The sequence below is a fragment of the Parasulfuritortus cantonensis genome, from assembly GCF_004337445.1.
Lineage (GTDB): Bacteria > Pseudomonadota > Gammaproteobacteria > Burkholderiales > Thiobacillaceae > Parasulfuritortus > Parasulfuritortus cantonensis.
This window is the reverse complement of sequence record NZ_SJZB01000018.1, coordinates 137852-157177: the sequence shown is the minus strand read 5'-3', so window position 1 is coordinate 157177 and position 19326 is coordinate 137852. Positions and strand designations below refer to the sequence as shown.

At 69.9% G+C, this 19326-nt stretch carries 15 protein-coding genes and 1 pseudogene; 11 read left to right on the top strand and 5 right to left on the bottom strand.

Features of this window, described 5'->3' with window-relative positions:
- The coding region (locus EZJ19_RS05595) for a DUF4405 domain-containing protein (RefSeq protein ID WP_131445313.1) at positions 1–324 on the bottom strand (324 nt) is incomplete at its 3' end.
- A 136-nt stretch (positions 325–460) separates the two neighbouring features.
- On the opposite strand from EZJ19_RS05595, the gene ygiD reads away from it, so the two are divergent.
- Both ygiD and EZJ19_RS05585 read left to right on the top strand, forming a co-directional pair.
- A complete protein-coding gene (gene ygiD / locus EZJ19_RS05590) occupies positions 461–1249 on the top strand; it encodes a 4,5-DOPA-extradiol-dioxygenase (RefSeq protein ID WP_131445311.1) in 789 nt (262 codons plus the stop codon).
- Positions 1246–2448 carry a Bcr/CflA family multidrug efflux MFS transporter gene (locus tag EZJ19_RS05585; protein WP_131445310.1) on the top strand — a complete coding sequence of 401 codons (1203 nt, stop codon included), beginning with the start codon at positions 1246–1248 and terminating at the stop codon, positions 2446–2448. The genes ygiD and EZJ19_RS05585 overlap by 4 nt, the downstream gene beginning before the upstream one ends.
- Here the strand turns inward: EZJ19_RS05585 and EZJ19_RS05580 are convergent.
- The 3 genes from EZJ19_RS05580 to EZJ19_RS05570 are packed head-to-tail and all read right to left on the bottom strand — an operon-like array spanning position 2445 to position 7020.
- Positions 2445–3998 (bottom strand): HD domain-containing phosphohydrolase, encoded by a 1554-nt coding sequence (locus EZJ19_RS05580; RefSeq protein WP_131445308.1) that lies wholly within the window; start codon positions 3996–3998, stop codon positions 2445–2447. The genes EZJ19_RS05585 and EZJ19_RS05580 overlap by 4 nt on opposite strands.
- Positions 3995–5434: a bacteriohemerythrin gene (locus EZJ19_RS05575; RefSeq protein ID WP_131445306.1), complete on the bottom strand. Its 1440-nt coding sequence runs from the start codon at positions 5432–5434 to the stop codon at positions 3995–3997. The genes EZJ19_RS05580 and EZJ19_RS05575 overlap by 4 nt, the downstream gene beginning before the upstream one ends.
- On the bottom strand, positions 5431–7020 hold the full coding sequence (locus EZJ19_RS05570; RefSeq protein WP_165873478.1) for an ATP-binding protein: 1590 nt from the start codon (positions 7018–7020) through the stop codon (positions 5431–5433). Before EZJ19_RS05570 ends, EZJ19_RS05575 begins: the two co-directional genes overlap by 4 nt.
- Positions 7021–7277: 257 nt before the next feature.
- Here EZJ19_RS05570 and EZJ19_RS05565 point away from each other — a divergent pair, with 257 nt between their 5' ends.
- From EZJ19_RS05565 to EZJ19_RS16770, 9 genes and pseudogenes are all read left to right on the top strand, one after another.
- Positions 7278–8417: a KamA family radical SAM protein gene (locus EZJ19_RS05565; protein ID WP_131445303.1), complete on the top strand. Its 1140-nt coding sequence runs from the start codon at positions 7278–7280 to the stop codon at positions 8415–8417.
- A 117-nt stretch (positions 8418–8534) separates the two neighbouring features.
- Positions 8535–9200 carry a mechanosensitive ion channel family protein gene (locus EZJ19_RS05560; RefSeq protein ID WP_131445301.1) on the top strand — a complete coding sequence of 222 codons (666 nt, stop codon included), beginning with the start codon at positions 8535–8537 and terminating at the stop codon, positions 9198–9200.
- Positions 9197–11890: a cation-transporting P-type ATPase gene (locus tag EZJ19_RS05555; protein WP_131445300.1), complete on the top strand. Its 2694-nt coding sequence runs from the start codon at positions 9197–9199 to the stop codon at positions 11888–11890. Before EZJ19_RS05560 ends, EZJ19_RS05555 begins: the two co-directional genes overlap by 4 nt.
- A gap of 84 nt (positions 11891–11974) precedes the next feature.
- Entirely contained in the window at positions 11975–12439 is a 465-nt protein-coding gene (locus tag EZJ19_RS05550; protein ID WP_131445298.1) for a CBS domain-containing protein, read from the top strand.
- A 2-nt stretch (positions 12440–12441) separates the two neighbouring features.
- A complete protein-coding gene (locus EZJ19_RS05545; RefSeq protein ID WP_131445296.1) occupies positions 12442–13782 on the top strand; it encodes an ArsB/NhaD family transporter in 1341 nt (446 codons plus the stop codon).
- A 206-nt stretch (positions 13783–13988) separates the two neighbouring features.
- Positions 13989–14498: a MarR family transcriptional regulator gene (locus EZJ19_RS05540; RefSeq protein ID WP_165873477.1), complete on the top strand. Its 510-nt coding sequence runs from the start codon at positions 13989–13991 to the stop codon at positions 14496–14498.
- Positions 14495–15916 carry an efflux transporter outer membrane subunit gene (locus EZJ19_RS05535; protein ID WP_165873476.1) on the top strand — a complete coding sequence of 474 codons (1422 nt, stop codon included), beginning with the start codon at positions 14495–14497 and terminating at the stop codon, positions 15914–15916. The genes EZJ19_RS05540 and EZJ19_RS05535 overlap by 4 nt, the downstream gene beginning before the upstream one ends.
- Positions 15834–17063 (top strand): HlyD/EmrA/EmrK family protein, encoded by a 1230-nt coding sequence (locus tag EZJ19_RS05530; protein WP_240754665.1) that lies wholly within the window; start codon positions 15834–15836, stop codon positions 17061–17063. The genes EZJ19_RS05535 and EZJ19_RS05530 overlap by 83 nt, the downstream gene beginning before the upstream one ends.
- A gap of 10 nt (positions 17064–17073) precedes the next feature.
- Positions 17074–18596, top strand: a pseudogene (locus EZJ19_RS16770) (DHA2 family efflux MFS transporter permease subunit).
- 8 nt (positions 18597–18604) lie between these two features.
- Here EZJ19_RS16770 and EZJ19_RS05520 read toward each other — a convergent pair.
- Positions 18605–19291, bottom strand: coding sequence for a Crp/Fnr family transcriptional regulator (locus EZJ19_RS05520; RefSeq protein WP_131445291.1), 687 nt, complete (start codon positions 19289–19291; stop codon positions 18605–18607).
- Positions 19292–19326 lie beyond the last annotated feature (35 nt).

The following is a 19326-nucleotide window of genomic DNA, read 5'->3' as shown; positions in this document are numbered from 1 at the left end:
GATGGGGGCCTGGGCCAAGGCCCGGACCGGCGGCGCGAAGGCCGGCTCCTCGCTCTCGCCCGGGGCGAAGAAGCTGAGCAGCAGAACCAGGGCGAAGACGCCCATCAGGCCCTGACCGCGGCGTCCCGCCAGGTGGCGCTTGAAACCGTTGAAGTTCGCCACCACGTGCAATGCCACGCCGGCCAGGAGCGCCCAGCTGAGCCATTCGTGGGCGGCCTTGTTGAGGCCGGTGTCGATATGGAAGAAGATCAGCACGCCGGTCACGGCGGAAAGCAGGAAGGCGCCGGCGGCAAGCGGCGTCACCCAGTCGCGGGATAGTGTCATGGTGTCATCCTTGTTCTAAGCAGTTGAGGTAAACGATCTGAAACATTTATCTTCCCAGGAAGATAGTTTAAGGTAACCGACAATGATGCAAACAAAATGGATACCCGGCCGGCCGGCCGCTAGTGCGTGATCCGCCGTGGCGACTCCCTTCCCCACCCTGTTCCTCGGCCACGGCAGCCCGACCAACGCGCTCGACGACAACGGCGACAGCCGGACCTGGCGCGACCTGGGCCGGCGCCTGCCGCGTCCGCGCGCCATCCTGGCCGTCTCCGCGCATTGGGAACACGCCGGCCCGGCGCTGACCGTGTCGCCCCGGCCGGCCACGCTGCATGATTTCTACGGCTTCCCGGAAGACCTGGCGACCTTCGACTATCCGGTTCCCGGCGACCCGGCCCTGGTGGCCCGGGTCGCCGACCTGCTGGCACCCGGACCGGTCGCGGCCGACGGCGCCCGCGGCCTCGACCACGGCGTCTGGTCGCTGCTCGCCCACCTCTATCCGGACGCCGACGTTCCGGTCATCCAGCTGGCCCTCGACCGTACCCGCGCCGCCGCCGGCCACTACGAGCTGGCCCGCCGCCTGCGGCCGTTGCGCGACGAGGAAGTACTGATCTTGGCCAGCGGCAACGTCGTGCACGACCTCCGCCACATGGACTGGCGCCGCCCGGACGGCGGCTTCGACTGGGCCGCCCGTTTCAGCGCCGAGGTACGCACGCGCCTGGCCGCGGCCGACCACGCCGCCCTGGTCGACTACCTGGACCTCGGGCCCGAGGCGATCCGGGCCGTGCCGACGCCTGAGCACTATCTGCCCCTGCTCTACGTCGCCGCCGTCGCGGACCCCGGCGAAACGCCCGTCTTCGTCAACGACCACCTCAGCTACGGCAGCATCGGCATGCTCGGCGCCGTCTATGGCCTAGACCGGGCATGAGCGGCGCGGGGAACTGCGGGCGCGGCCTGCCGGCCTGGCTGGTGCTGCTCGGCGCCCTCACCGCCATCGGGCCGCTGTCCATCGACATGTACCTGCCCGGCTTCCCGGCCATGACCGCGGACTTCGCCGGCCAGGCCGGCCGACCCGAGTACACCCTGGCCGGCTATTTCGTCGGCACCGCCTTCGGCCAGCTCATCTACGGCCCGCTCAGCGACCGCTACGGCCGCAAGCCGCCGCTCTACGCCGGCCTCGCCCTGTACACCCTGGCCTCGCTGGCCGGCGCCCTGGCGACCGGTCTGGGCGAACTCACCTTCTGGCGCCTGACCCAGGGCCTGGGCGGCTGCGCCGGCATGGTGGTCACCCGGGCGGTGATCCGCGACCGCTGCGGCGTGCGCGACTCCGCGCGCGCCATGTCCCTGCTCATGCTAGTCATGGGGGTCGCCCCCATCGTCGCCCCCATGCTGGGCGGCTGGGTGGTCGCCAGCCTGGGCTGGCGCGCCATCTTCTGCCTGCTCACCGGCTTCGGCCTGGCCTGCCTGCTCGCCATCCGCCTGGGCCTGGCGGAAAGCCACGACACCCGGCACGCCCCGCCGCTCGGCTGGCGGCGCCTGGGCGAGGACTTCGGCGCCCTGCTCGGCGAGCGCGCATTCATGGGCTACTCGCTGGCCTCCGGCTTCGCCATGGCGGGCTTCTTCGCCTACATCTCGGGATCGCCGCACGTGTTCATGGAGCTGTACCACCTGAGCACCGAGCAGTACGGCTGGCTGTTCGCCAGCAATGCCGTGGGGTTCATCCTGGCCAGCCAGATCAACGCCCGCCTGATCCGCCGCCTGGAGCCGACCCGCGTGCTGCGCCGGGCCCAGACCGCGCTCGCCCTGCTGGCCGGCTGGCTGGCCCTGCTACCCCTGGCGGGCCAGCCCGGCCTGGTCGCCTTCGCCGCGCCGCTCACCCTGGCCATCGCCAGCCTGGGTTTCATCGTTCCCAACGCCACCGCCGCCGCCCTGGCCACGCACGGTCAGCGCGCGGGCACCGCATCGGCCCTGATGGGGGCGCTGCAATTCGGCCTCGCCACCCTGGCCGGCAGCCTGACCGGCCTGGCCCAGGGTGCGGAGGTGGCGCCGCTCGCCTGGATCATCGCGGCCTGCGCGCTGGCCGCCTGGCTCACCCACCACGCCCTGATCCGGGCGCCGGCGCACTAGCCACCGTCGCCGGGCGGTTCGGCATCGACCTGCGCCGACTGGGTCAGCGCATCGAGTTCGCCGCGCCGGTACAGCATCATGAAGGCCCGCACCACCTCGGGGTCGAACACGCTGCCGGCGCCGCGTTCGACCTCGGCCACGGCGTCGGCGAGCGTCCAGGCCGCCTTGTAAGGCCGCCGGCTGATCAGGGCATCGAAGACGTCGGCCGCCGTGGTGATCCGGGTCAACAGGGGCAGTTCGGCGGATGGCCGGCCTTCCGGATAGCCGCGCCCGTCCCAGCGCTCGTGGTGGCCGTAGGCGACCTCCTTGGCGAGGGCGAACGAGGGGTGGTGGTCGAGGATGCGGGCACCGATCCCGGTGTGCCGCTTCATGACCTCGAACTCCGCCGGGCTCAGGCGGCCGGGTTTGCGCAGGATGTCGTCGTCGATGCCGATCTTGCCGACGTCGTGCAGCCGGCTGGCCTTGCCGTACACGGCGGCATCCGTTTCCGAGATGCCCATTTCCAGGGCGATGGCGCGGGTTAGGCGGTCGATCCGGTTGACGTGGTCGCCCGTGGTCTTGTCCTTGAACTCGGCCACTTCCGCGAGCATGTCGATGGCGCTGTCGTAGGCCTCCTGCAGGTTGAAATGCAGGCGCAGGTTTTCCAAGGCGCTGGCGCATTGCTGAACCATCACCTGGATCAGCCTGCGGTCGCTTTCCGAGAGGCTGCCCTTCGGTTCGACGTAGACGAAGCCGACCGGCTCGGCATCGACCACGAGGGGCTCCACGAAGGCATCCCGGCGCAGGTCCGGGGCCGGCTTGCCGTTCAATACCAGGTCGGTGCAGGCGGCGCGGATCGACTCGAAGCGTTCGGAGCTGGAGAAGTCGTCGGTGACCGCCCGGACGGTGGTCTCGCCGCCGTCGAAGGTGGCGACGATTCCGTCGATGGTCTGGATGAAAGAGGCCTCGTCCAGCTTGCACAGGCCGACGATCTGGGTCAGGACGCCCTCGAAGAACGGCTGCAGGCTGGCATCGGCGGTGCGGTACAGGCTGGGCACGGCGACCAGGACCCGTTCCAGGCCGATGCGGTTGAGCTCGATGGCGCGCAGGTCGCGGTAGGCCTTGAGGGCCGAGCGCACGGTGGTGTAGAGCCGGGTGGCGCTCAGCTCGGTCTTGTCCTTGTAGTCGTCGATGTCGAAGTGGTCGATGACGTAGCGCTCGGGCGCCACGCCGGGCTGCCCGGTACGGATGACCAGGCGGACCATGGCGTTGCCGAGCTCGTTGCGGATGTATTCGACCAGGCGCAGGCCGGCGTCCTCGGTCTCCATGACGACGTCGATGAGGGCCATGGCGATGTCGCGGTGGCTCGCCAGGAGCGCTTTCGCCTCGGCGGCGGAGGCGGCCTCCAGGAATTCCAGGCCGCGACCGTCGAACTTGAAGTCGCTCAGGCTCAGCCGTGTCAGGGCCAGGATGTCCGGCTCGTCGTCGACGACCATGACCTTCCAGGGGTGGCGTGTCTTGCCGACGGCCAGCTCGGCAGCCGCGCCAGGCTTGCGGGAAACCAGTTTCACGGTGTCATCTCCAAGGCTGGATGGCGCATGTGGACCGGGAACTCGATATCCACGCGCATGCCGTCGCCGGGCCGGCTGGTGCAGGCGATGCGGCCACCCAGGCGTTCGCTGACGATGCTGTAGCAGAAGTACAGGCCCAGTCCGGCACCGCCGAGGTGGCGCCGGGCCGCGTAGAACGGCTCGAAGGCGTGTTCGATGACATCCTCCGGCATGCCGACGCCGTCGTCCATGTAGGCGATCCGGCAGTTGCCCGACGCCTCGACCGCGGCCTCGATCCTGATCGCGCCTCCGGGACGGCCGTAGAAACCATGTTCCAGACTGTTCTGCAGCAGGTTGGCGAGCACCTGCTCGACGAGCAGCGGGTCGCCGGAGACCGCCAAATCCGGGGCACAGGTCACGGCCACGGCCACGCCCGCGTCGCGCAGGCGCGGATGCCAGCCGAGCAGGGTTTCCCGGATGGCGTCGGCGAGCAGGTAGACCCGTTCCGTCTGGCCGGGCAGGTCGACGGACGTATGCCGGATGCGGTTCACCAGGGCCGCCGCCCGGTTCAGGTTGGTCAAGGCGAGCCGGTTGCCCTCGGTCAGGCGCTCGATGTAGGCACGCAGTTCGTCCTCGGCCACCTCCTCGCGGGAGAGCAGGCCGCGCAGCGCCGCCACGGTGTCGTCGCCGCTCGACAGGGCGCCCAGGGCAATGCCGAGCGGGGTGTTCATCTCGTGCGCCAGGCCGGCCACCATGCGCCCCATGGCCGCCAGCTTCTCGCCCGCCAGCTGTTGCCGCTGGGCCGATTCCACGGTGGCCAGGAGGTGGCGCAGTTCCTCGCCCTCGGCCGCCAGGCTGCGGTTTGCCTCGGCCAGGTCGCGGGTGCGCTCGGCCACCTTGGCCTCGAGCTCCCGGTTGGCGGCGTCCAGTTCGCGGTTCTTGTCGGCCAGCAGGCTGTACAGGTTGTGCAGGGCGTCGAGCAGGGTGGAGACGCTGTTGTCGACCGCCGCGTACTCCTTCTCGTAGGCCTCGGCGGCCGGCAGGCCGGCCTCGATGTCGGCCATCATCCTGGCCATGACCTGGTCCTCTCCCAGGATGTGCACGGTCAGCCAGGAGGACAGGAAACCCTGCAGCATCCCGGCCGGGTCGTCGCTCTGGTCCAGGCGCTGCCACATCAAGCCGACCTGCTCGACGAAGTTGTGGTGGTGTTCGGTGTGTTCGCGGACGTGCCGGGGATCGATGCCGCGCTTGCGCATCAGCCCCTCCTCGGTGGCGAAATGCACGCGCGCGTAGTCGGCCAGTTCGCCGAATATCCGATTGGCCTGCGCCTCGTCGCGGTCGCCCCGGACCAGCATCTCGCCGGTCTCGTTGACCAGATCGACCAAGTGGCGATGTTGGGCGTCGACCAGTTCGAGGCCGGTGACGAAGCGGTCGTCCCAGACGAATGCGGCGCTCATGGCAGTACCGTCCCGACGACGGTGGCGGGGAACTCGACGATGAAACGGGTCCCGGCACCCGGCTCGCTTTCGCAGACGATGCTGCCCTGCAGCCGGTGCTCGACGATGTCCTGGCAGATGGACAGGCCGAGGCCGGAGCCGCCGGAATCGCGCCGGGTGGTGTAGAACGACTCGAAGACGTGGCTACGCACCTCCGGCGTCATGCCCTGGCCGGTGTCCGAGTAGTCGATCCGGACCCGCTCGGGGGTCGCCAGGGTGACCACGATGCGAATCTCGCCGGCCTGGCGGTCGTCCGGGAAGCCATGGGTCAGGCTGTTGATGACCAGGTTGGTGAGCAGCTGCTGCATCTGGCCCGGCCAGCCGTCGATGCGGAGCTGCCGCGGACATTCGGTGTGCACCGTGATGGGCAGGCGCTTGAGGTAGTTGTGCAGCATGTACAGGACGTCCTGCAGGAGTTCCTTCATGTCGTAGACGCGTTTGGCGTCCGAGGTCTGGTCGACCGAGGTGCGCTTGAAGCTCTGGATCAGGTTGGCGGCGCGGACCAGATTGGCCTGGGCCATGTCGGCACCGCTCTTGAGCAGGCCCAGTTCGCGGCGCAGGTCTTCCTCGCTGACCTCCTCGGCGGCGAGCAGGGCATCGATGCGCGCCAGGGTGACGTCGCTGTTCGACAAGGCCCCCAGGGCCACCCCGATCGGCGTATTCACCTCATGCGCGAAGCCGGCGACCATGCGGCCGAGCGAGGCCATCTTCTCGTCGCGCAGCACGTGCTCCATGGCCGAACGCATCGCCACGACCTGCTGGTTGAGGTGCTGCATGCGCCAGCGCAGTTGCTCCAGCAGCCACCAGCCGAGCGCCACCACGAGCAGGTAGACGGCGCCGTGCAGGATGACGGTCTGGCGGATCCGGGCCGCCTCCAGCGCCATGGTACGGTCTTCGCTGAACGAGACGCTGATGCCGCCGCGCAGGTCGCCGATCTTGTAGCCCTGTTCGGCGTGGCATTGCAGGCAGGGCTTCTCCACCCAGAGCGGCGCCATGTACCGGAACAGCTGGCCGCCCTTGCCGTCGGCCTCGATCCAGGTCCGTTCCTTGCCGCCGGCCGCGAACGACTCCAGGGCCCGGGTCTCGCTGGCATCGGCCGCGTTGGCCGGGCGCAGGGGCTTCAAGCTGGTGATGTGGAGGCGGATGCCGTCCTTCTGTTCCGCGAGTTCGCCGACCAGCCGGGTCATGAATGCCGGGTTCACCAGGGTCAGCGGGCGGCCGTCCTGGGTGACCACGTCGCGCCAGGGCACCTTCAGGTAGGGGTTGGGCTGGAACTTCTCGGTGACCGGGACGTAGACCCCGCCGTGGTTGGCGTTCCAGCGCCGGACCAGGACCACCAGGTTGAAAATCTCGCGGGCCGAGCTCTGCGACAACTCGAAGCTGTGGCGCCGGATCGCGTCCGTCTGGTAACGCAGCGAGGCGCCCACCAGCAGCGTCCAGACGACCAGCGGCAGCCACCACCACAGGCGGCCCTGCAGGAGGGTCTGGAAATACCGCTTCACGGGCGACGGATCGCTTGCGCGGCGTGCTTCTTCAACGGCTGCCATGGACATGCTCCAAGGGGGTACCTCGACTCGACGCGGCCCGATCCCGGTCCGCGCAGGGCGCGGCGATACCAACAACTACGGCAGGAAACGCCGCAGATTTAGCCCGCCGTCCCGACCGACGCGGCGGCCGGCGGCCCGTCCCCCGGCAGGTAAGGAAAACCCTTACGGGATCACCGGGTTTTCGCCCTTGATCGCAGCCGGGACAATGAAAATCCATACGGGCTGCGGCCCGTTTTGTTTTTCCGAGGAGTCCGCTATTGCGTTACATCAAGAACCTCGCGGCCATTCCCGCGCTGCGGGCGGCCGGCGACCTGGCGACGCTCGAGCGCGTCGGCGCGCACTACGCCTTCCGCAGCAGTGAATACTACCTCGGCCTGATCGACTGGAGCGACCCGGCCGACCCCATCCGCCAACTCATCGTCCCGCGCGCCGAGGAACTCGACGCCTGGGGCGACCTGGACGCCTGCAACGAGGCGGCGGTCACGATCAGCCACGGCGTCCAGCACAAGTATGCCGACACCGTGCTGCTGCTCTGCAACGAGGTGTGCGGCGGCTACTGCCGCTACTGCTTCCGCAAGCGCCTGTTCATGGACGACAACGAGGAGGTCAACAAGGCGGTCTGGGACGGCCTCGACTACATCGCCGGCCACCCGGAAGTGACCAACGTCCTGCTCACCGGCGGCGACCCGCTCCTGATGAGCACCCGCCGGCTGGCCGAGATCATCGGCCGGCTACGCGAGATTCCGCACGTGCAGGTTATCCGCATCGGCTCCAAGATGCCGGCCTTCGACCCCTGGCGCATACTCGACGACCCGGAATTGCTGGCGATGTTCGAACGCCATTCGACGGCCGAGAAGCGCATCTACGTGATGGCCCATTTCGACCACCCGCGCGAACTGACCGAGCCGGCGGTACGCGCGCTCGACCAGTTGATCCGGCATGGCGTCGTCCTGACCAACCAGTGCCCGCTGATCGCCGGCATCAACGACGACCCGGTCGTGCTCGGCGAGCTTTACCGCAAGCTGTCCTGGCTGGGCTGCCCGCCCTACTACCTGTTCCAGGGCCGCCCGACCGCCGGCAACGCCCCCTACCGGGTGCCCATCGTGCGCGGCTGGCAGACCTTCCAGGAGGCCATCCACCGCGGCTCCGGTCTGGCCCGCCGGGCGCGCTACGTGATGTCACACGAATCCGGCAAGATCGAAATCCTGGCGGTCGACGAGACGCGCATCTACCTGCGCTACCACCGCGCCAAGGACCCGGCCCTGCGTGGCCGCTTCATGATCTACCACCGCAACGATGCGGCCTATTGGCTGGATGACCTGGACCCGGTGGACGCGGCCTTCGACGTGCGCTTCGGCCACGATTCGCTGTACGAGACGGCGGCGGGCCCGGAATGACCCGGGAGGCCTTGATAAGGGTTTCCCGTACGGGCATACCCCGATTCGACCCCGCAGGCGGCAACCTAGTATCGCGCCGGCACCCTGTATAGTTTTCGCTGCGACCAAGGAGTATCCATGAATCAGCAAATCGACATCTTCCTCGCCTCCTTGCAGACCTTCTGGAGCCAGATCGCCATCTTCGTGCCCAAGCTCCTGGCCGCCCTGATCCTGCTCTTCCTCGGCTGGCTCCTGGCGCGCGTCCTCAAGACCGGCGTCGAACGCCTGCTCAAGGCCCTGCAGTTCGACAGCCTGGCCGAGAAATCGGGCCTCGAGGCCCTGGCCAGCACGGGTGGCGTCAAGCTGACCCTGTCGAGCGTGATCGGCCTCCTGTTCTACTGGCTGGTCATCCTGGTGGTGGCGGTCTCGGTGGCCAACAGCCTGGGCCTGGAGACGGTCGCGGAGTTGCTCAACCGGGTCGTCCTCTACCTGCCCAACGTGGTGGTGGCCATCCTGGTCCTGCTGTTCGGCACCCTGCTGGCCCGCTTCGTCAACCGGCTGATCTTCGCCTGGCTGAGCGGCATCAAGGCGCCCAATGCCCTCGGCATCAGCACCGGGGCGGAATACGCCGTGCAGATCTTTGCCTTCTTCCTGGCCCTGGAGCAGTTGCAGATCGCCACCCAGCTGGTGACCGCGGCGTTCTCCATCGCCTTCGGCGGCCTGGTCCTCGCCCTGGCCCTCGCCTTCGGCCTGGGTGGCCGGGAATGGGCCGCGCAAAGGATCAAGTCGTGGTCTGAAAAATGACCCCGGCCGCCTGGCATGACCGGCCGGCGTCCGAGGCCCTGACGGGCCTCGACAGCTCCCGGCAGGGTCTCGCCCAGGCGGAAGCCGAACGCCGGCTGGCCCGGCACGGCGCCAACCGGCTGCCGCCGCCGCGCCGGCGCGGCCCCCTGCAGCGCTTCCTGCTCCAGTTCCACAACGTCCTCATCTACGTCCTGCTCGCCGCCGGCGCGGTCACCGTCCTGCTCGGCCACTGGCTGGACAGCGGGGTGATCTTCGGCGTCGTGGTGATCAACGCCTTCGTCGGCTTCGTCCAGGAAGGCAAGGCCGAGCACGCCCTCGAGGCGATCCGCAAGATGCTTTCGCCGGCCGCCCTGGTCCTGCGCGACGGCCAACGCCACAGCCTGCCGGCGGAACAGCTGGTACCCGGCGACATCGTCTTCCTGGCCTCGGGCGACCGGGTCCCGGCCGACCTGCGCCTTATCGACGTCAAGGGCCTGAAGATCGAGGAAGCCGCCCTGACCGGGGAATCGCTACCGGTCGAGAAGCAGGCAGCGGCGGTACCCGGCAACGCCGAACTGGGCGACCGCGCCTCGATGGCCTGGTCGGGCACCCTGGTGACCTACGGCCAGGGCACCGGCGTGGTGACCGCCACCGGCGCCGCCACCGAGATCGGCCGCATCAGCACCCTGCTCGCCGAGGTTCAGACCCTGAGCACCCCGCTCCTGCGCCAGATGTCCGGTTTCAGCCAGTGGCTGACCTGGGTCATCCTGGCCATCGCCGGCCTCGCCTTCGGCTTCGGCATCCTGGTGCGCGACTACGCCGTCGGCGACATGTTCATCGCCGCGGTCGGCCTCGCCGTGGCGGCGATTCCGGAGGGGCTGCCGGCGGTGATGACCATCACGCTGGCCATCGGGGTGCAGCGCATGGCCCGGCGCCGGGCCATCGTCCGGCGCCTGCCGGCGGTCGAGGCACTCGGTGCGGTGACCGTGATCTGCACCGACAAGACCGGCACCCTGACCCGCAACGAGATGACCGTGCAGCGCCTGCTCACCGCCGGCCACAGCTACGACGTCTCCGGGGTCGGCTACGCGCCCCACGGCGGCTTCAGCCTGGCCGACAAGGACGCCCCGGTGGCCGAGCACCCGGAACTGCTCGACGTCGCCCGCGCCGGCCTGCTGTGCAACGACGCCGTCCTGCACCGGAGCGGCGACGACTGGCAACTCGCCGGCGACCCGACCGAGGGCGCCCTGGTCACCCTGGCCATGAAGGCCGGCCTCGAGGCCGCCTTCGAACTCGAGGCCCTGCCGCGGGTCGACATCATCCCGTTCGAGTCGCAGCACCGCTTCATGGCCACCCTGCACCACGACCATGCCGGCCACGCCCTGATCTACCTGAAAGGCGCGCCGGAAAGCGTCCTCGAGCTCTGCCGTTGGCAGCGCGAGGCGGGCGAGGCGCGCCCCCTGGACCTGGCCGCCTGGCAACCCCGGCTGAGCGCCGCCGCCAACGCCGGGATGCGCCTGCTGGCCCTGGCCGTACGCGAACAGGCGGCGCCGAGCACCGGCCTGAACTTCGCCGACGTCGAGGCGGGCGGCTTCACCCTGCTCGCCATCGCCGGCCTGGCCGACCCGCCGCGCGAGGAGAGCGCGGCCGCCGTGGCGGCCTGCCGGGCCGCCGGCATCCGGGTGGCCATGATCACCGGCGACCACGCCGACACCGCGCGTGCCATCGCCCGCCAGATCGGCCTCAGCGACGCCCCGCAGGCGCTCACCGGGGCCGACCTGGAGGCCATGGACGACGCCCGCCTGCACGAGGCGGTGGCCCACATCGACGTCTTCGCGCGCGCCAGCCCCGAGCACAAGCTGCGCCTGGTCAACGCCCTCCAGGCCCGCGGCGAGGTGGTGGCCATGACCGGCGACGGCATCAACGACGCCCCCGCCCTAAAGCGCGCCGACGTCGGCGTCGCCATGGGCCACAAGGGCACCGAGGCGGCCAAGGAGGCAGCCGAGATGGTGCTCGCCGACGACCACTTCGCCACCATCGCGGCGGCGGTGGAGGAAGGCCGCACCATCTACGACAACCTCAAGAAGGCGATCGTCTTCATCCTGCCCACCAACGGCGGCGAGGCGGCCATCCTGCTGGCCGCCATCCTGCTCGGCCTGACCCTGCCCATCACGCCGGTGCAGATACTCTGGGTCAACATGGTGACCGCGGTCACCCTGGCCCTGGCCCTGGCCTTCGAGCCGGCCGAGGCCGACATCATGCGGCGACCGCCGCGGGCGCCGGCCGAACCGCTCCTGTCCGGCTTCCTGGTCTGGCGCACCGTCTTCGTCTCCCTGCTCCTGGTCGCCGGCGGCCTCGGCCTGTTCCTCTGGGAGACCGACCACGGCGCCAGCCTGGCGGTCGCCCGCTCGGCGGCGGTCAACGCCCTGGTCATGGGCGAGATCGTCTACCTGTTCAACTGCCGGCGCCTGACCGCGCCGACCTGCAACCGGGCCGGCCTGGCCGGCACCCCGCCGATCTGGATCACCACCGTCACCCTGCTGGTGCTGCAAGGGCTGTTCACCTACCTGCCCGTGATGCAGAAGCTGTTCGGCGTCGCCGGCCTCCCAGCCGCGTCCTGGGGCCGCATCGTCCTGTTCGGGCTGGCGATGTACTGGGTGGTGGAGCTCGAGAAGGCCTGGCTGAGCCGGCAGGCGAAAAGCACAGTGTAAGTAAATCCCTTACGTACATCCCCCAATTCGGGCGCGCGGCCGGATGGGTAGGATGCACGCCCACTGTGGATGCATCCGTAAATCATGACCGTTCGCGCTTTGCCCGTCTGCCCGCCCACCCTGACTTTGGCCCCCGAGGCCACGGTCGCCGAGGCCATGAGCATGATGATCCAGCGTGAAGTCAACCACATCCCGCTGTGCGAGCCGGGCGGTCGCTTCCTCGGCCTGATCAGCAGCAACGCCATCCTGCGCGCCCTGGTCCCGGCCAGCGCCCGGGTCGAACACGGGGTCGAGAACCTCAACTTCGTCGGCGACGCCCTGCCCATGCTGCTCGACCACATGAAGGGCAATGCCGACCGGCGCGTGGTCGAACTGGCCGACGCCAGCGTGGCGCCGGTGCGCATGGAGACGCCGCTGCTGGAGGCGGCCCTGCTCCTGTCGCGGACCAACACGCCGCTGCCGGTGGTGGGCGACGAGGGCCGCCTGCTCGGCATGATGAGCCGGCGCATGCTGCTCACCTACCTGCTCGACAAGTCGCGGAACGGCTGACCATGCACGGCGTCGTCCACACCACCAGCCAGGTCATCCTGGGGCTCTCGCCCCTGATGGTGTCGCTGGCCGTGTTCGTGCTGACCTACGCCGTCATCGTCACCGAGCGCATCAACCGCGCCATCGTCGCCCTGATCGGCGCCGGCGTGATGATCCTGACCGGCGTCCTGCACCAGAGCGAGGCCTTCGCCGGCATCGACTTCAACACCATCGGCCTGCTCACCGGCATGATGGTCATCGTCGCCATCACCCAGAAGAGCGGCGTCTTCCAATACGTCGCGGTGAAGGCCGCCAAGCTGGTCAAGGCGGATCCCTGGGGCCTGATGATGATGCTGGCCGTGGTCACCGCCCTGTTCTCCGCCCTGCTCGACAACGTCACCACGGTGCTGCTGATCGCCCCGGTCGCCCTGCTCATCACCGACGCCCTGCGCATCAATCCCTATCCCTATCTGTTCGCCATCATCTTCGCCTCCAACATCGGCGGCACGGCGACGCTGATCGGCGACCCGCCCAACATCATGATCGGCTCGGCGGTCGGCCTCACCTTCAACGACTTCGCCCTCCACCTCGCCCCGGTCGCCCTCGCCATCCTGGCCCTGACGATGATCCCGCTGTGGTGGTTCTGGGGCCGCAAGCTGCACGCCGAGCAGGACGCCCGCGACCAGGTCATGGCCTTCGACGAGCGCGAGGCGATCACCGACGCCCGCCTGCTCAAGCAGTCCCTGGCGGTCACCGCGCTGACCATCACCGGTTTCGTGTTCGCCCACTCGCTGGGCCTGGAGCCGGCCACCATCGCCATGTTCGGCGCCGCCCTGCTGCTCCTGCTGCGCGCCGCCGGGCACGATCCCGAGCACCAGACCGAACAGGTGCACAAGAGCTTCGCCGAGGTCGAGTGGGTGACCATATTCTTCTTCGTCGGCCTCTTCGTGGTGGTCGCCGGGGTCGAGAAGGCCGGCGCCCTGAAGATCGCCGCCGATGCCCTGGTCGACTTCACCGGCGGCGAACTGGCGCTCACCGCCTACGTCATTCTGTGGGCCTCGGCGGTCATCTCCGCCGTGGTCGACAACATCCCCTTCGTCGCGACCATGATCCCGGTGATCCAGAACCTGGGCTCGGTGGTCGGTCCGGAAAACCTCAACACCCTCTGGTGGTCGCTCGCGCTGGGCGCCTGCCTGGGCGGCAACGGCAGCCTGGTTGGTGCCTCCGCCAACCTGGTCGTGGCCGGCTTCGCCGAGCGCGCCGGCACGCCCATCCGTTTTCTACCCTTCATGCTGGCCGCCTTCCCCCTGATGCTGGCCAGCATCGCCGTGTCCAGCCTCTATGTCGGCTGGCGTTACCTGTAGGAGGTGGACGGGCGAGTACAGAATGTCTCTGAGCAGGACATCCGCGGAATGACGATCGCGGTTCTTTCGGGGCGGCCTTAGCCGCCCCCTTTTTTTTCCCGCGTGGCAAGGCGGGGACCATGCCCGGGCGCGGAGCCGGGAAAATAGTTTCGATTGAAACTATTTCGACTGGTACGATCTCCAACGGCATCCGACCCCATCCCGCCATGCACTACGACTTCGACTTCTTCGAACAGGGTATCGACCGCATCGCCCGGCAGTTGCCCGGCATGCCGCGCGAGCGCGTCGTGCTCAACCGCCTGTTCTTCTTCGTGTTCAAGGAATTGGACGAGGCCTACAGCCAGCACCTGGCCGGCTTCGGCCTCAACAGCACCGCCTTCCTGACCCTCGTCATGCTGATGAGCAGCGAGGAGAACCGGGTCAACCCCTGCCACCTGAGCGACGCCCTGATCGCCTCGCGCACCAACATCACCCGCCTCACCGACGAACTGGTGCACGCCGGCTGGGTGGAACGCCGGCCCAGCACCGAGGACCGCCGCCGGGTCGAACTGTCGCTCACCGACAGCGGCCGCACCCTGGTCCGGAAGGTCCTCCCGGCGGTCTGGTGGCTGGTCGAGCGGCAATGGGCCGACTTCAGCGCCGACGAGGTGGCCGAGTTCGACCGCCTGCTGCGCAAGCTGCTGTCCGGCCTGCACCGGCTCGGGGAGACGCCGTGAGGCGCCTGGCGGCCGGCACCCTGCTGGTCGGCCTGGCCGCCTGCGCGCCGCTGCCGGCCGACTTGCCGGCGCGGCCGGCCCTGAGCACGCCGTCGGCGGACGCCACCCTGGCCAACCTGGCCGCGCCGTTGCCGCATACCGCCGCCGACGCCCGCCCGGCGCCCTGGTGGCGGGCGTTCGGCGCGCCCGAGCTCGATCGCCTGATCGACACCGCCCTGCGCGACCAGCCCGACCTGGCGGCCGCGCAGGCACGCCTGGCCGCGGCCGGCCAGGCCGAACGCCTGGCCGCGCTGGATGCCGGCGCGCACTACGCCACCGACGTCTCGCTGAGCCGCCAGCGCCTGAGCGAGAACGGCCTCTATCCGCCGCCCATCGGCGGCAGCACCTACACCGAGACGCAGATCAGCCAGGGCGTCGCCTACAACCTCGACTGGTGGGGCCGCAACCGCGCGCTGCTGCGGGCCGCCGGCAACGAACGCCGGGCCGCCGGCTCGGAACTGGCGGCCGCCCGTCTGAGCGTGGCGGCGGCCGTGGCCGACACCTACTTCGGGCTCGCCGACGTCGACACCCGGCTGCGCCTGGCGCGCGACCTCGAGGCCTGCCATGTCCGCGAGCGCGACCTCCTGCAGGCCCGCCATGACCTCGGCCTGGATGCCGCCCTGCCGCTCATCGACGCCCGCCGCAAGCTCGACTACGACGCCGACCTGGTGCACCGCCTGGACTACCTCGGCCATGCCTGGCGCTACCGCCTGAGCGCCCTGCTCGGGTCCGACCCGGACCACGCCGGCGCACTGCCCATACCGCACGCCAACCCGGCTCCCCCCGCCCTGCCGGCCAGCCTGCCCGTGGCCTGGCTGGCCCGGCGTCCGGACGTCGCCGCCCTGCGCAGCCGCGTCGAAGCCGCCGCCGAACAGAGCACGGCCGCCAAGGCGGAGTTCTACCCGAACCTGGACCTGCGCCTGATGGTCGGCCTCGACACCCTGGAACTGGGCAAGCTGCTGCGCGCCGGCAGCCTGACCGCCGCGGCCGGCCCGGCCCTGCACCTGCCCATTTTCAACACCGCCACCCTGCGCGCCCGCCTTGGGCTGCGCGAAGCCGACTACGCCGGCGCGGTCGCCGCCTACAACCACGCCGTCCAGGAGGCGGCCCGCCAGGGCGCCGATGCCTATGCCCTGATCGCCAGCCTGGAGCGGCGCGCCGCCGCCCAGGACCAGGCGATGCAGGAGGCCGTGCGCACCCGGACCCTGGTCGGACAGCGCCGCGACGCCGGCCTGGCCGGGCCGCTCGACGCCCTGGAAGCCGATGCCGCCGTGCTCGGCGAACGCCTGAACGACAGTGAGATCCAGGCCGCCCGCCTGCGCGCCCGCGTGGCGCTCTACCAGGCGTTGGGCGGCGACCTCGAGGACGCCACGCCATGACCCCCTGCACACCCCGACGGCCAACCCGGCCAAGCGCAAGCGCCTGCTCCTGATCCTCGGTCTGGTCTTCCTGGCCGCCGCCCTGGCCTGGGGCGGCCACTGGTACCTGCACGGCCGCCACTACCGGAGCACCGACGACGCCTACGTGGCCGGCAACCTGATCCGGGTGACGCCGCGCATCGCCGGCACCGTGGTCGCCGTCCTGGCCGACGATACCGACACCGTCAAGCAGGGCCAGGTGCTCGTGCAACTGGACGACGCCGACGCCCGCCTCGCGCTCGACAAGGCCGAAGCCGACCTGGCCGAGACGGTGCGCCAGGTGGCGCGCAGCTTCACCCTGCCGGGCCAGGAGCGCGCCAACCTCGCCGTCAAGCAGCGCCGGCTCGACCAGGCCGAGGCCGACCTGGCCCGGCGCGAGCGGGCGGTCGCCCTCGACGCCGTGTCGCGCGAGGAGGCCGAGCACGCCCGTGCCGCCCGCGACCAGGCCCGTTCCGAGCTGGACCTGGCGCGCGCCCAGTTGGCCGCCGCCGATGCCGAGGTCGCCGGAACCACGGTGACCGGCCACCCGGCGGTCAAGCAGGCCGAGGCCCGCGTCCGCGAGGCCTGGCTGGCGCTCAACCGCTGCGCGATCCGGGCGGCGGTGGACGGCCAGGCGGCCAAGCGCTCGGTCCAGGTCGGCCAGCAGGTCAAGCCGGGCGACCCGCTCATGGCCCTCGTGCCGATGACCCAGCTCTGGGTCGAGGCCAATTTCAAGGAGGATCAGCTCAAGGGCATGGCGGTCGGCCAGCCGGTCACCCTCGTGTCGGACCTCTACGGCGACCGCGTGCCGTTCCACGGCACCGTGGCGGGCCTGTCGCCCGGCACCGGCAGCGTGTTCTCCCTGTTGCCGGCGCAGAACGCCAGCGGCAACTGGATCAAGATCGTCCAGCGCCTGCCGGTGCGCATCGCCCTCGACCCGGCCGAGCTGGCCCGGCATCCGCTCCGGGTCGGCCTGTCCATGAAGGCCGAGGTGGCGACCGCCGCGGCCGGCCGGGCCGGCGCACCGGCGGGCACCCGCTATGCCACGCCGGTATACGGCGAGGACCTCCAGGGCGCCGACGCGGCCATCCGCGCCATCGTCCAGGCCAACCTGACCGGCAAGGGCTGAGCGCGCGGCCATGAGCCAGGCGCCGCTGCACGGCTCGACGCTGCTCCTGCTCACCGTCGGGCTGAGCCTGGGCACCTTCATGCAGGTGCTCGACTCGTCCATCGCCAACGTCTCCCTGCCGGCGATTTCCGGCGACCTGGCGGTGAGCCCGAACCAGGGCACCTGGGTGATCACCTCGTTCGCGGTGTCGAACGCCATCGCCCTGCCCCTGACCGGCTGGCTCACGCGCCGCTTCGGCGACGTGCGCCTGTTCGCCACCTCGACCCTGCTGTTCACCCTGGCCTCCTGGCTGTGCGGGCTGGCGCCCAGCCTGCCCCTGCTGATCGCCGCGCGCGTCCTCCAGGGTGCCGTGGCCGGCCCCATGATCCCGCTCTCGCAGAGCCTGCTGCTGGCCAACTACCCGCCCGAGAAGAAGGGCCTGGCCCTGGCGCTGTGGTCGATGACGGTGATCGTGGCGCCGATCATGGGCCCCATCCTGGGCGGCTGGATCACCGACAACATCAACTGGCCCTGGATCTTCTACATCAACATCCCGGTCGGCCTGTTCTCGGCCTTCCTGGCCTGGAACATCCTGGGCCGGCGCGGCAGCGCGACGCGCTCGGTGCCGGTCGACAAGGTCGGCCTGCTGTTGCTGGTCGTGGGGTGGGGGCGCTGCAGATCCTGCTCGACAAGGGCAACGACCTGGACTGGTTCGAATCGGGCACCATCGTCGCCCTGGCCGCGGTCGCCGTGCTCGCCTTGAGCCTGTTGGTAGTCTGGGAGCTGACCGACCACCACCCGGTGGTCGACTTCCACCTGTTCGCCGAACGCAACTTCCTGGTCGGCACCGTGATCCTGAGCATCGGCTACCTGGTGTTCTTCGGCAACGTCGTCGTCCTGCCGCTCTGGCTGCAGACCAACATGGGCTACACCGCCACCTGGGCCGGCCTGGCGGCGGCGCCGATCGGGCTCGTGCCGGTCTTCCTGTCCGCCGTGGTGGGCAAGAACATGCACCGGGTCGACCTGCGCGCCTGGGCCACCTTCAGCTTCGCGGTGTTCGCCGCGGTGTCGTTCTGGAACAGCCACTTCAACACCGACGTCACCTTCGGCCAGATCGTCCTGCCCCGCCTGCTCATGGGCTTCGGAGTCGCCACCTTCTTCGTGCCGCTCACCTCGCTCACCCTGTCCGGCATCCCGCACGAGCTGCTGCCGAGCGCCACCGGCCTGTCCAACTTCTTCCGCATCCTGGCCGGCAGCTTCGGCACCTCGCTCAGCATCACCCTGTGGGACCGGCGCACCGACTACCACCACAGCATCCTGACCACGCACCTGTCGGCGTTCGACCCCGGCGCCACCGAGGCGCTCGCCGGCCTGACCGACCCGGCCAGCACGCCGGCCATGCTGGACCGGCTGATCGGCCAGCAGGCGGTGCTGATGGCGACCAACGACATCTTCTGGCTGTCCGGCTGCTTCTTCGCCAGCCTGATGCTGCTGGTCTGGCTGGCCAAACCGCCGGCGCACCCGGCCGGCGCGGCCGCCGCGGTGGCCGACTGAGGCGGCGCTCAGCAGGCCTGCAGGCGCAACTGCTCGGCGTCGGCGACCCGGATGGTGCGGCCGTGCATCTGGATGTAGCCCTGGCGGGCGAGCCGGCTGAGGACCCGCGAGAAGGTCTCCGGCGCCAGGTCGAGGTGGGAGGCGATATGCTGCTTGTTGACCCCAAGCTCGACCTCGAAGCTGTCGGCGTTGACCGGGGCCAGTTGGGTCAGGTAGTGGGCGACGCGCTGGTCGCTGCTGCGCTGGCTGCACGATTCCATGTTGTCGATCAGGTCCTGCATGCGCCGGGCCATGCCGGCCATGAGGTCGCAGCACAGGCAGGTGCTCTCGGCCAGGGCCGCCATCAGGGCCGGGCGCGGCACGATCAGGAGGATGCTGTCGCGCAGGGCCTCGGCGGTCATCGCGTGCGGACCGTCCGGGATGACCGCCTCCTCGGCGAACGCCTCGCCCGGGCTGGCCAGGCGGACGACCTTCTCGGTACCCTGCGGCGAGGGCAGGATGAGCTTGATCTGGCCGGTGACGATCAGGTACAGGCCGGCCGGCCGGTCGCCTTTCTGGAACAGCACTTCATGCTTGCCGACCCGGTATTCCAGGGTCGATTCGGCCAGGCGCCCGAGTTCTGCGCGACCGAGGTTGCGGAAGAGCGGTTGGCGGGAAAGGATTTCCGCGATCGAATGTCTGGTTTCCAGGATCATGGCTGTGCGTCCATATGTCGTTCACCTGGGCCAAT